Origin of the sequence: Solwaraspora sp. WMMA2056, from assembly GCF_030345095.1 — a bacterium.
Classification (GTDB): domain Bacteria; phylum Actinomycetota; class Actinomycetes; order Mycobacteriales; family Micromonosporaceae; genus Micromonospora_E.
Window position 1 is genome coordinate 6,276,687 of record NZ_CP128360.1, and the last position, 12,822, is coordinate 6,289,508.

Here is a 12,822-nt window from a genome sequence, read left to right on the forward strand (position 1 = left end):
GACTCACCCACCTCTCTGTCTGACAATTCGCCACAACCGGCGCCGCACCCCGGGCAGCGCCAGCCCCACGAGCACCGCCAGGGCGGTCAGCCCCAGCGCGACGCCGAGGCCCGGTACACCCCGGCCGGCGGCCAGCACCCCGACCCCGCTGGCCGCGCCGACCCCGGCCAGCACCGCCCCGGCGGCCAGCAGCACCGACCGGTCCACCAGCGGATGGCCGACCACGACCCGGGCGGCGGTGACCGCGATCAGGTTCTCCACCACGATCCCGGCCGCCCAGGCGACCGCCACCCCGAGCACGCCGTGCCGGGGCGCCAGCCACAACGCCAGCGACACCGTCGTCGCCAGGTTCGCCGACGCGGCCAGCAGGTGCAGTCCGCTGCGGCCGCTCATCAGCAGCAGGGTCTGTACGTTGCCGACCGCGATGTTCACCAGCATCGCCACCGCCAGTACGGTCATCGCGGTGGCGCCAGCGGCGAACTCGGGGCCGAAGATCGCCAGGAAACCCGGCGCGAAGACCGCCAGCAGCAGGTACACCGGCCAGGACAGGGCGATCGCCCAGGTGGTGGTCTGCCGGTGCACCGCCGCCGCCTCCGCCGGACGGTCCTGCCCCAGCAGCCGGGACAGCTGCGGCGCGACCGCCACCCGCAGGCCCTGCAGCGCGAGCTGCCCAGCCAGGATGTACCGGCCCACCGCGCCGAAGATGCCGGCCTCGACCGGCCCGGCCAGCGCCACCGCGAGCAGCACCCCGGTCCACATGCTGCCGGCGTCGATCGCCGCCGACCCGGCCCGGGGCAACGCGAACCGCCAGAAGGAGGTCCAGTCGGCCCGCTGCGGCCGCCACCGCGCGCCACGGCCGGCACCGAGCGGCCCGGCGACCAGGACACCGCAGACCGCCACCGCCACCAGGGCCGGCACCAGCCAACCGGCGAGGCCGAACAGCACCGAGGCGCCGACGAACGCAGCCGCGCCGACCAGCGCCGGCCGACCGATCGGCAGCAGGAAGAACTGCACCGCGACGTACGGACCGATCGACCGCACCCCTCGGACGGCGGCCAGCCCCAACCCGGCGGCGACCAGAACGGGCAGCCCGACCGCGCACAGCCGCACCAGCCGTACGCCGTCCGTGGTGGTCCCGTCGAACAGCACCTCGGCCAGCCACGGCGCGGCCACCAGCCCGACGGCGGCCAGTCCGAGCGCGCACAGCAGCGGCGGCAGTACCGCCACCGGTAGCACCCGGGCGGCGTCGCCGGCCGGGCCGGTCCGCCGCCGGGGCAGCGACCAGAGCAGGCCCGTCTCGGCGCCCAGGGTGCAGATCGCGGTGACGACGGTCAACAGGCCGACGGCGGCGAAGAACACGCCCGCGCCGGCCGGGCCGTACCCCCGGGTGACGACGACGGCCAGAACGAACCCGAAGAGGCCGCTGACGGCGGCCCCGGCCAGGCCGATGACGCCGCTGCGGGCGCTGCGCCGGGTCTCCGACCGATCAGCCGGGCCGATGCCGGACGGCGGCCGCGCGGTCGCGTCCGTCGGGCCGGTCACCGGACACCGCCGAGCACCGGTCGGGGCGCGGCCGGCACCGGCGGCGCGGTCAGCGCGACGCCCCGCCGTTCCCGCTCCACGGCGACCAGGGCCACCGCCGACACGAAGAAGACCGCGGTCAGATTCTGGTTGACCAGTCCGTAGAAGGGCAGCTGGACCAGCGCGATCAGCGGCACCACCGACAACCACTGCGCCGCCGCCGAGCTCGCCCGCCAGCAGACGGCGGCGACCAGCACGAACCAGCCGACGAAGCAGATCAGCGCCGGGACGCCGTGGCTGAACAGCACCGTCCACACCTGCCCCTGGGTGCCCAGCGGCGCGTCGGCGGAGACGGTGTCCACCTGCACCGGCGTGCCGAATCCCAGCAGCGGGGAGCGCTGCACCCAGCGCAGCACCTCCAGGTAGAGCGACATCCGGTCGACGTTGGTGTTGCTGGAGCTGACCCGCTGGTCGATCAGGTCACCGATGGGGATGAACAGGGTCGCCAGCCCGCCGATCACCAGGACCCCCAGCATCGAGGCCAGCACCCGCAGGTTGCCCCGGATCGCGGCCCGCACCCCGAGAACCGCCAGCCCGACGCCGAGGCTGAGGAACATCCCCCGGTTGAGGGTCAGGAACGCCGGCGGCAACGACATCGGCAGCGCGACCAGCAGTACGGTACGGGCCGGGCCGCGTACGCCGAGCAGCAGGCAGGCCACCACCGCCGGCAGGGTGATCGCGTAGGTGCTGCCGAAGGTGTTGGTGTACGCGAACGGCGCGGACGGTCGATAGATCGGGTTGAGCGACCGGGCGCTGTACTCGGTCGCCTCGGCGTGCACCATGTCCCGGATGAACGGGTTGCCGGCCAGCCCGCCGGGCAGCAGCACCTCGAAGGGTGTGGTCATCGAGAACCGGGGCATCAGCACCCCGAGCCAGCCGAGGACGACCAGCGCGACGAAGAAGGCGCACAGCGGGCCCAGCACCACGGTGAGCGAGGCCCGCTCCCGGGCGACGCTGTACACGTAGCAGCAGACGATCAGCGCGGTGAGGTAGAAGGCCAGCCGCAGGCCGAAGGTCAGCAGGCTGGACGGTCCGGGCAGCTGGGTGGCGCTGGCCACCACCAGGGCGAGGAAGGCCAGCCAGATCCCGCTGCCGGCGGGCAGCGGAATCCGCCCTCTGATCATCATGATCAGCAACAGCAGGGTGCCGAACAGCGGCCAGCCGAAGTAGAACAGTCCACTGATCCACCAGAGCGGAACCAGGCCGAACATCAACCACAGCGGCCAGACCGGCAGCGCCGTGGTGGGCCGGGTGGACTCAGCCACGGCCGCTGCCGAGCAGCACGAAGCCGAGCGGCTCGGCGCCGGAGGCACGCAGCCGGTCGGTCAGTCGACGCAGGTCGGCCAGTCGGGTCCGGTCCCGTTCGACCACGACGATGGCGGTGCCGGCGCGGGCCTCCCGCACGCCGCGTTCGTCGGATTCGGCCGGTGGGGCGTTGAACAGCACGATGCTGCCGTCGCGCGGCGCCTGGGCGTACAGCCCGATCCGGACCATGCCGGCGCCAACGGTCAGCGCGTCGGCCGGCAGCGTCCGTACCGGGATGGTGCCCACGACCGAACCGCCGGCCGCCCGTTCGCCCGCCGGGTGGGCACCGCCGGACCGGTCGCCGTCGGTGTCGGAACGGGCCGGTGGGCCGCTGGTCGGCGAGGGCCGGGGCGACGGTCGACGCGGTGCGGCCGGGCTGTCCGCCGATTCGGTGACCCGGGGCAGGATGACGGTGTGGTCCTGGTCCGCCCGGGGCAGCGAGAAGATCAACGTACTCTCCGGGTCGCCGTCGACGCCCGGGTTCCCGCCGGTGCCGGACGGGTTCGGGGCTCCCGACGGACGGGTGCCGCCCGACGTCGGTGCCGGCGGACCACCGGGTGGCGGGGTCGGGCCGCCGCTGGCCGTCGCGGCCGACTGCTCGGGCACGAACGGACCGGACGGCACCCGCCGCCGGTCGGCGAGCAGCGCCTCGCGCAGCGCCGCGACCCGGTGGCTGTCGTCGCCGACGTAGACGTCCTGGCCGTCGGCGGCGAGCGCCACGGCGAGACTGGCGGTCATCGGGGTGGTGTCCTCCCGGTTCCGGGAGGAGATCACCACCACCGGGGTGCGTACCGCCTGACGCAGTTGCTCCGCGATGGCCATACCGACGTAGCGCACGTCGGCGTCGACGGTCCGGGCGTCGACCCGCAGCCCACGGCGCCGTACGGTGCCGAGCAGCGGCAGCCCGGAGGCGTCGAGCGCGTCCGACTCGCTGCGCACCCGGCGGTCGGCCGACTCCCGCAGATAGGTCAGCAGAATCCCCAGCAGGGCGCCGGCCAGCAGCCCGGCCAGCAGGTAGACCACCCGTGGCTGGCCGGCGGTGGACAACTGCTGCTGGGCGCGCTGGGTGATCCAGCCCGGGGTGACGTCGATCGCCGCGATCTCGGTACGGGCACCGTTGAGCTGGGTGAGCTGATTGCTCAGCGAAGCGAACTCGGCAAGCGCCGCGTCGGCCGCCGGCCCGCTGGTGTCCGAGTCGGCGGCCCGCCGCCCGGCCGCCGCCTGCTGCTCGGCGACCGTGGCGATGCGCTCGTCGTACGAGGCCAGCATGTCGGCGCGCTGCCGCTCGTACATCTCCTGACGCACCTGCAGGTAGGTTGCGGCGGCGAGGTTGACCGACTCGACGGCGGAGTCGATCGAGTCGGCGGAGTAGGTGAACCGCAGAACCTGACCGCCGGTGGGTACCTCGATCTCCAGGGCCCGCCGGATCGCCACCACGTCGACCGCCCGGGACTCGGCGATCCGCGACAGCACGTCGGTGCTGGTGGCGATGCCGCTCTCGACGTTCATGTTGATCGACCGGTCGGCGCCGGCACCGGGGGTGGTGAACGCGTCGGTGACCACCGGCCGGATCGCGACGACCGCGGCCGCGGTGGCGGCGGGCGGGGCCACCACCAGGTAGCCGATCGCGAGCAGGCAACCGGCCACCGCGCCGCCGGCGACCAGTTTCCAGCGCAGCAGCGGGATCCGCAGCAGCTCGGTGAGGGTCACGGTCCGCTGTGGTTGCTCACTCATCGAATCGCTTCACAATCTGTTGCGGGTTGCCGATCACCACGACACCGTCGGGTACGTCGGTGCGGACGATGGTCCCGGCACCGACGACACTGTCGCTGCCGATCCGGACCCCTTTCATCACCAGGACGTGCGCACCGATCCAGACGTTGTCGCCGACGACGATCGGAGCCCTGGTCGCCGGGCTGGCCGGGGCGTGCCGCAGCGCCGGCGCGAGGTTGTGGAAGTCGTTGTCCATCAGCTCACAGTCGGACAGCAGACAGCGGTCGCCGACCTGCACGGTCGTCCAGCAACCGATCCAGGTGGCGTTGAGCAGGCAGTCGGCACCGACCTGAACCTCGCCCGGACCGGCGAACCGGACCAGTTTGTTGAGCCGGGTACGGTCGCCGATCGTCACCCGTACCCCGCGGCGCAGCCGCACCCGGCCGCGGATCTCGACGTCGCGGCCGAGCCGCAGGCCGGGATAGCGCAGCTGGTAGTAGCGGCGCTTGACCGCGAAGACGGTCCGCAGCAGCAAGCCGTGCCGGCGCGTGGTCGACAACCCGCCCGCCTTTCCATCGATTGGCGTTCAACCATACAAAATGGCCGGTGGGCCGGCAGCAGCGCAGCCGGCCCACCGGGGATACCAGGTTGGTGGTTTCCGCTTCGTTACTCGGCTGCGAAGAACATCGAACGGTTGGTCCAGTCGAGTGCCGGATCCGGTTCGGCCAGGACGACCGCGGCTGTCCCGTCCACCGCGAAGTCCGCCGTGGGATCGAACGGAATGCTGCGCAGCCGACCGTCGGTCGAGCCGTAGACGATGTTTCCGCCCACCCAGGCCATGCCCCGTACGCCGGTCCAGGTGACGCCGCTGGTCGGCAGGGCGAACTCGGTGGCACCGAGATAGTTGCCGTCGAGCTCGAAGTACCGGTAGAACAGCTGGTTGCTGCCGGAACCGGTGCGGGTGTAGTAGAGCCGGCCGTCGAGGTAGAACGCCCCGGTCAGCGACAACGCGTTGAACCACTCGTTGTAGCCCGAGCTCTCCCAGGGCGCACCGACCGTGTTGCCGTTGAACAGCGAGATGTCCAGCCGGCTGCCGGTCGTGGTGCCGGTGACCGGTCGGGCCCAGAAGATCCGGTCGTGCACCCGCCAGACGGCGCCGGCGTCGACCAGGTTGGGCTGGTTGGTCACCGCCGCCGCCCCGAGCGTCGACCCGTCGAACGGAATCTTCGTCAGGTCGCCGGTCGCCGACGGCAGGTAGAGGTAGCCGGTGGTGTCCGTCGGCGGGTTGCGCGGGATGATCGTGCGCCCGCCGGCGTGCGGGAACATGCCGAGCCGGCCGTGGTACTCGTTGCCCATGCCGTCGGAGTTGTGCCCGAAGTAGAGCCCGTCGGAGCCGATCCACAGCACCGGCACGGCCGAGCCCCAGCTGAGCGCTCCGGCCGGCAGGGCCGAGCCACCGCTGCGGCGCGGGTTCCAGTTGACCGGCATGCCGGTCGCCACCGAGACCGCGCCGATGCCGAGCCGGTCGATCGCGCCGTTGCCGGCGTTGTCGCTGCGGTTCGGGTTGTTCAGCCAGCGGAAGTGCCCGCCGGTGTAGGCGATGCCGTCGTGGACCACGACCGAGGTGATCGTGTCGTTGCCGGTGAAGTTGAGCCAGGTGCCGTCCAGGTTGGTGCCCCGGCTCGCGGTCTCGTAGCGGACCAGCGCGTCGCAGTACGCCACCGGCCAGCCGGTGCCGCCGTTGGTGCCGACGACGAAGAAGCTGCTGTCCTCGGCGAAGCTGAGGTCCTGCACGTAGTGGGTGAACGATCGGGAGGAGCAGCCCGGCGCGAACCGGTGGTTGCTGTCCCAGTCGACCAGCGTCGGCGTACCGGTCAGGTCGACCATCGCGAGCTGCTCGCGGGGCAGCCCCTCGACCTCCCGGAAGTTGCCACCGAAGACCAGCGTCGTGCCGTCCGGCGAGACGTCCAGGGTCCACACGTACGGGGAGACCTCGTGCCGGCCGACGGCGATGTCGATGTCGAAGGTCGGGTCGATCGCCCCGGTGGCCACGTCGAGCCGGGCAACGCCGGCGTGCGCCGTACCGTTGACCCAGTTGAACGCGCCACCGATGTAGAGCCAGTCGCCGCTGACGTCCATGTCGCGGACCACGCCGCCGTCGGAGCGGCCCTCCCAGCCCGGCACGGTCGCGCCGGTGGCCGGGTCGAGCGCCACCAGGTTGCGGCGGGCCTCGCCGTTGACGTTGCGGAACACGCCGCCGACGATCAGCTCGCCGGCCGGGGTGACCGCGAGCGTGTTCACCGCGCCGTCGAGAACCGGCTGGAAGCCGGCGACCATGGCCCCGGTGGACCGCTGGTACGCGAACAGGTACGGGCGGGCCTCCCAGGTGGCCGAGCTGACCGGTCGTACCTCGGTGAAGGTGCCACCGACGAAGATGACGCCGCCGATCTCGGCGAAGGCGCGCGCCTCACCGTTGCGGGCATGTGGGGTGTGGTCGGCCGGGTTGGTCGAGACCAGCGTGGCCGTACCGGGTACGGGCATGACGGCGGCCGTTGCCGCGGTGGCACTCAGTGCCAGGGCCGTCGCCGCCACGCCGGCCGTCAGAGCTGTCGTCCATACACGACGCCGGCTGGGCAGGGACCAGCCAGGCTGAGATTGGTTCACGCTTCCCTCCAGATGGGAAATTATCTCAGACAGCGTGAACCAACCTCAGCCGGGTCGGGCATCCACCGATCGGTCGGCGGATTATCTGGTTCCTATCAGTTACCGGTCGGATCTCCTCAGTGTCCGGTCAGCGGTTGACCGGGAGCGGTTGGTTGAAATAGGGGTCCTTGCCGGCCCGGGTGAACCCGGTCAGGGCGGACGGGGTGTGGTTCATGGTCATGTTGCAGGTCGCCGAGGTGGTGGTCGACCCGGCGGAATTGAAGTAGATCACCGCTTTGATCTTCGGGTGGGCCTTGATCGCCGCCGGGAACTGCTCGAACCACCGTTGCTTGGCTCCCGCGTCGGCCGGGTCGAAGTTCGTGCCGTACTCCGCCAACATCCGTGGCTTTCCGACGCCGATACGGTTGTCGTCGAGCCAGCGGTAGAAGCCGTTGACCGTGGTGTGCGGGTCCTTCCAGGTCTTTCCGCCGTTGCAGGCGTAGAAGTTGTACGGGTCGTAGCTCACCCAGTCCACGTAGGCGTCGCCCGGGTAGAGGCCGGCGTACCGGTCGTAATGCCCGGACCAGCCCATCATCACCCAGACCCAGACGGCGTTGTCCGCGCCGGCCTTGGCGAACCGTTCGTAGACGTAGCGCCAGGCCCGGACGAAGTCGGCGTCGCTGCCCTTCGCCGGCTCGTCCTCCGGCTCGTGGTCGAAGCCCATGAACACCGGCACACCGGTCGCCTTGATCCGGCCGGCCACATCGTCGATGACCGAGTCGTACCGGCCGCTGTAGACGTCACGCCAGGTCAACGTCGTGCCGGTGGAGAAGATCCGGGACTCCCAGGCGAAGAACATCAGCCGGCCTTCGCGCATCTGCTGCTGCTCGAACTCGTCGGGGAACGCCCCGTTGCTGCCGGTGTTGGAGAAGTCGTGGTAGCGGTGCACCAGGTCGAACTTGCGCCCCACCTGTGCCTCCACCTCGGCCACCGCGCCGCCGTGGTTCCAGCCCTTGGCGGCGCTGGTCGGCGAGTACATCCCCCACCAGGCACCGCAGGACGGCACCAGCAGGTCGGACACCGCGCCGCAGCCGACTCCGGACGCCGGCGGCGTGGCCGACGGACTCGGTGGTGCCGTCGGTCCGGCCGTCGGCGACGCCGTGGCGGCCGGCGTGGTCGGCACCGGAGCGCTCGGTGGCGGTGTCGGCGCGGCGGTCGGCGACGCCGGCGGGCTGGTCGGGGCGGCAGCGGCCGCCTCGTAGCTGATCACCAGCCGGGGTCGGATCGACGGGTCCCGGTACTCCGTCGACGGCCAGTACACCCGCTGCGACAGCTCCTGCTGACGCAGCGCCAGGGTGTACGTGCCGTTGCCGGTGACCAGTGCGGACAGGTCCCATTCGTTGTAGCCCTTGCGGACCGTCGGCACGGTCGCCAGTGGCTCGTCGGCGGCCCCACCAGTGCCCGAGGTGGCCAGTGGCGGCCGGGCGGCCCGGGCGTCCAACGAGGTGGAATGCACCGCTACCCGGGCACCGAGGTCCTGCCAGGAGTACATCTGCAGGCGGACCCGCACGTCACGGGCACCGGCCGGGATCCGGTCCACGACGAACTCCACGACCGCGTCCCGGGCCCCCCTCGGGTTGCGCTCACACAGCGCGGGACAGGTGGCCAGGGTCGCCTTGACCGCGTTGTCACCGTCCTGTGGAACGTCGGTCGCGGTGGTGTCGGCGACCGCGACGACGGCGATCTCGTCGTCGGCGAACAGCGGCAGTGCGGTCACCACCATGCCGGCCAGCAGCGCGGCGCTGACCCCGCCGACGATCAACCGTCGCCGGCCGGAACCGGTCCGCGCGACGACCTTGCTCAATCTGTGTCTACTCAAGATCCAGCCCCCCTGTGGCACGAGCTTGCGGCGCGAGCGTATCGGGGGTCAACTCAGATGTACGCCGAGTAACCGGAGATCTAAGCACTAATTAAATCTACCGGCGTCATCCCAGCGTCTTGGCGATCACCTTCGCCATCAACCGGAAAGCCTTTCCACGATGGCTGATCGCGTCCTTCTCCTGCGGACTGAGCTCGGCGTTCGTCCGCTCCTGCCCGTCACCGAGGAAGATCGGATCGTAGCCGAACCCGCCGTCGCCCCGGGCGGCCCGCAACAGCCGGCCGGACTGGCGTCCCTCCACCAGGTGCTCCTTGCCGCCGGGCAGCACCAGTGCGGCCGCGCAGACGAACGACGCCGCCCGGTGCTCGTCGGCGACATCGGTCAGCTGGGCCAGGACGAGGTCCAGGTTGGCCTGGTCGGCGCCGTGCCGACCGGACCATCGGGCGCTGAACACCCCGGGCATCCCGCCGAGCGCGTCCACTGCGAGACCGGAGTCGTCGGCGACCGTGGGCAGACCGGTCCACCGGCACCCTTCCCTCGCCTTGAGCAGCGCGTTCTCACCGAACGTGAGGCCGGTCTCGGGTACCTCGTGGTACGGCTCCAGGTCGGCCAGCCCGACCAGCTCGATGCGCTGGGTGCCGAGCGCGGCGTCGAGGATCCGCTGCAGTTCGGCGAGCTTCTTGCCGTTGCGGGTGGCCAGCAGCAGCCGGGTCCGCCCGACGTGACCCGCGCTCACCGGTCGAGCGCCTTACGTTGCGCGGCGGCCAGCTCGGCGCAGCCGGCGACCGCCAGGTCCAGCAGGGCGTCCAACTGGTCGCGGGCGAACACCGCCGCCTCACCGGTGCCCTGCACCTCCACGAAGTCACCGTCGCCGGTGCAGACCACGTTCATGTCGACGTCGGCCGCGACGTCTTCGAGGTAACACAGGTCGAGCCGGGGTTCGCCACCGATGACCCCGACGCTGACCGCCGAGATCGACCGGCGCATCACCTGGTCCGGTTTGCCGGCCAGGGCATTGCGGCCGGCAAGCCAACTGACCGCGTCGTGCAACGCCACGAATCCGCCGGTGATCGCCGCGGTGCGGGTACCGCCGTCGGCCTGCAGCACGTCGCAGTCGAGCACGATCGAGTTCTCGCCGAGTGCCTTCAGGTCGACGGCTGCCCGCAGGCTCCGTCCGATCAGCCGGGAGATCTCGTGGGTGCGGCCGCCGAGCCGGCCCTTGACGCTCTCCCGGTCCGACCGGGTGGTGGTCGCCCGGGGCAGCATCGCGTACTCGGCGGTGACCCAGCCCAGACCGGACCCCTTGCGCCAGCGGGGCACCCCCTCGGTGACGCTCGCGGTGCAGAGCACCTTCGTCTCGCCGAACTCGACCAGCACCGATCCTTCGGGATGCATGCTCCAGTTACGGGTCAACGTCACCGGTCGTAGCTGCGCGTGGGTACGTCCATCGGGTCGTGCCATGCGCAGAGCCTATGTGCCACGCCGGGCCACGACGCTGCCGGGGCGGTGCCGCAACGCTGCCGGGGCGGTGTCGCGGCACCGCCGGGGCGGTGTCGGGCTGGATTGGCCTCAGGCCGCGACCGGCAGCCGGGCGACGACGCCGGGGCAGTCCTGTACGGCACGGTAGTGCTCGATCAGTTCGTCGCCGATCGCCGCCCAGGTCCGCCCGGCCAGTGCCGCCCGCGCGGCCCGGCCCAGCCGCGAGCGCCGCGCCGGGTCGGCCACCAGGTCGGCGACCGCCGCCGCGAGCGCCGCGCCGTCGCCGGGCGGCACCAGCAGTCCGGTGACGTCCGGCGCCACCAGGTCGATCGGGCCGCCGGCCGCCGGGACGATCACCGGTACGCCGCTGGCCTGCGCCTCCTGCACGGTCTGCCCGAACGTCTCGTGCGGGCCGGTGTGGGCGAAGACGTCGAGGCTGGCGTACAGCCGGGCCAGATCGGCTCCGTGCCGGGCACCGAGGAACCGTACGGCGGGCAGGGCCCGCTCCAGCTCCCGGCGGGCCGGCCCGTCACCGACCACCACCACCCGTACGCCGGGCAGTCGGCTGGTCTCGGCGAGCAGGTCGACGCGCTTCTCGGCGGCGAGGCGGCCGACGTACCCGACCAGCACCTCGCCGTCGGGTGCCAGCGACCGGCGGGTCGACTCGCAACGGTGGGCCGGGTCGAAGCGGACCGGGTCGATCCCCCGACCCCAGATGCGTACCCGTTCGATGCCGTTGGCGGTGAGATCGGCCGCCGCGGCGGTGGAGGGCGCCAGTGTCCGGTCGGCGGCGTTGTGGATCTCGCGCAGCCAGCGCCAGACGGTAGCCACGCTCCACCCCAGGTGGTAGGCGCGGGCGTAGGCGGCCACGTCGGTCTGGTAGACCGCGAGGGTGGGCATCCGCAGCCGGCGGGCCACCGTCAGACCGCGCGCGCCGAGCACGAACGGGCTGGCCAGGTGGACGACGTCCGGGGCGTGGTCGGTCAGTACCTCGGTCAGCCGCCGGCTCGGCAGGCCGAGCCGGAAGCTGCGGTACACCGGCACCGGCAGGCTCGGCACCCGCACCACCGGGTACGGGTGCCGCTCCACGGCGGTCCGGCTGGCGGCGGCCGGGGCGGGTGCGATCACGAGTGGCTCGTGCCCCCGGGCGACCAGGTGTTCGGCGACCCGGACGACGGAGTGCGCCACCCCGTTGAGATCGGGTGGGAAGGACTCGGTGACGACGGCGACGCGCATGGGTGTCACGGTCGCGCCCATCCGGGTGGGTGAGGCTACACCGCGTTGACCAGCGGGCGAACTCTACGGCAAGAGCGGACACCGCCGGTGCGGGTGCTCAGATCTCGTAGCGGGCCCCGGCCCGGACGATCTCCACCGGGCCGTCGAAGCTCGCCGCCGCCGATTCGAACGTCGACGCTTCGCTGCCCCAGGCGGTCACGAGGTGGGTCAGCAGCAGCCGACCGACGTTGGCCTTCGTCGCCGCCTCACCCGCTTCCCGCCCGGTCAGGTGCAGGTCCGGAGGGTTGTCGACCCCGTCCAGGTAACTCGCCTCGCAGAGGAACACGTGCGCGTCCTGGGCCAGCCGCAGCAACGCCTCGCACGGCGCGGTGTCCGAGGAGTAGGTGAGCACCCGGTCGCCGTGCTCGACCCGAACGCCGTAGGTCTCCACCGGATGGTTGACCCGGTCGACGGTGACCTGCAGCGGGCCGATCGGGAAGCTGCCGGGTTGCAGACCGTAGAAGGTGTATACGTCGTCGACGGGTGCCCCGTCGGCGCTGTACGCGGTGGCGATCCGGTCCGGCGCGCCGGCCGGCGCGTAGACCGGCAGCGGTGGGTACGGCCCGTCCGGGGCGTAGCGGCGGACGACCACGTACGTGCAGGCGTCGAGCATGTGGTCGCAGTGCAGGTGGGTCAGCAGGATCGCGTCGACCGCGTGCAGTCCGGCGTACCGCTGCAGGGCCGACAGCGAGCCGGAGCCGAAGTCGACCAGCAGGCGGAAGCCGTCCGCTTCGATCAGGTAGGCCGAGCAGGGGGATTCCGGGCCGGGAAAACTACCGGCGCAGCCCAGGACGGTCAGACGCATCAACTGTTCCAATGGTCACGGTGGGACACCGGCGTCACGCCGACCATGCCATCGAAGATCTCCATCAGCGGCTCTGCCACGCTGGGCAGCCTACGCCGCAGCCAGCGACGGAACGCAAGATCCGCTGCAACTTGTCGCGAAC

At 71.8% G+C, this 12,822-nt stretch carries 10 protein-coding genes; all 10 read right to left on the reverse strand.

The window, feature by feature from the left end:
• Nucleotides 1-3 precede the first annotated feature (3 nt).
• Nucleotides 4-1,542 carry a lipopolysaccharide biosynthesis protein gene (locus O7608_RS28450; protein ID WP_289207478.1) on the reverse strand — a complete coding sequence of 513 codons (1,539 nt, stop codon included), beginning with the start codon at nucleotides 1,540-1,542 and terminating at the stop codon, nucleotides 4-6.
• Complete coding sequence (locus O7608_RS28455; RefSeq protein ID WP_421357396.1) at nucleotides 1,539-2,846, reverse strand: O-antigen ligase family protein; 1,308 nt, start codon at nucleotides 2,844-2,846, stop codon at nucleotides 1,539-1,541. Before O7608_RS28455 ends, O7608_RS28450 begins: the two co-directional genes overlap by 4 nt.
• Nucleotides 2,839-4,620 carry a P-loop NTPase family protein gene (locus O7608_RS28460; protein ID WP_289207479.1) on the reverse strand — a complete coding sequence of 594 codons (1,782 nt, stop codon included), beginning with the start codon at nucleotides 4,618-4,620 and terminating at the stop codon, nucleotides 2,839-2,841. The genes O7608_RS28455 and O7608_RS28460 overlap by 8 nt, the downstream gene beginning before the upstream one ends.
• Complete coding sequence (locus O7608_RS28465; protein ID WP_289207480.1) at nucleotides 4,613-5,158, reverse strand: acyltransferase; 546 nt, start codon at nucleotides 5,156-5,158, stop codon at nucleotides 4,613-4,615. Before O7608_RS28465 ends, O7608_RS28460 begins: the two co-directional genes overlap by 8 nt.
• 107 nt (nucleotides 5,159-5,265) lie before the next feature.
• Nucleotides 5,266-7,140: a hypothetical protein gene (locus O7608_RS28470; protein WP_289211077.1), complete on the reverse strand. Its 1,875-nt coding sequence runs from the start codon at nucleotides 7,138-7,140 to the stop codon at nucleotides 5,266-5,268.
• Nucleotides 7,141-7,390: 250 nt separating this feature from the next.
• Nucleotides 7,391-9,106 carry a glycoside hydrolase family 26 protein gene (locus tag O7608_RS28475; protein ID WP_289207481.1) on the reverse strand — a complete coding sequence of 572 codons (1,716 nt, stop codon included), beginning with the start codon at nucleotides 9,104-9,106 and terminating at the stop codon, nucleotides 7,391-7,393.
• A 121-nt stretch (nucleotides 9,107-9,227) separates the two neighbouring features.
• Nucleotides 9,228-9,857, reverse strand: a complete 630-nt coding sequence (gene rdgB / locus O7608_RS28480) for an RdgB/HAM1 family non-canonical purine NTP pyrophosphatase (protein ID WP_289207482.1) — start codon at nucleotides 9,855-9,857, stop codon at nucleotides 9,228-9,230.
• Complete coding sequence (rph, locus tag O7608_RS28485) at nucleotides 9,854-10,582, reverse strand: ribonuclease PH (RefSeq protein WP_289207483.1); 729 nt, start codon at nucleotides 10,580-10,582, stop codon at nucleotides 9,854-9,856. The genes rdgB and rph overlap by 4 nt, the downstream gene beginning before the upstream one ends.
• 108 nt (nucleotides 10,583-10,690) lie before the next feature.
• On the reverse strand, nucleotides 10,691-11,836 hold the full coding sequence (locus O7608_RS28490) for a glycosyltransferase family 4 protein (RefSeq protein WP_289207484.1): 1,146 nt from the start codon (nucleotides 11,834-11,836) through the stop codon (nucleotides 10,691-10,693).
• A 97-nt stretch (nucleotides 11,837-11,933) separates the two neighbouring features.
• Nucleotides 11,934-12,680, reverse strand: coding sequence for an MBL fold metallo-hydrolase (locus O7608_RS28495; protein WP_289207485.1), 747 nt, complete (start codon nucleotides 12,678-12,680; stop codon nucleotides 11,934-11,936).
• Nucleotides 12,681-12,822 lie beyond the last annotated feature (142 nt).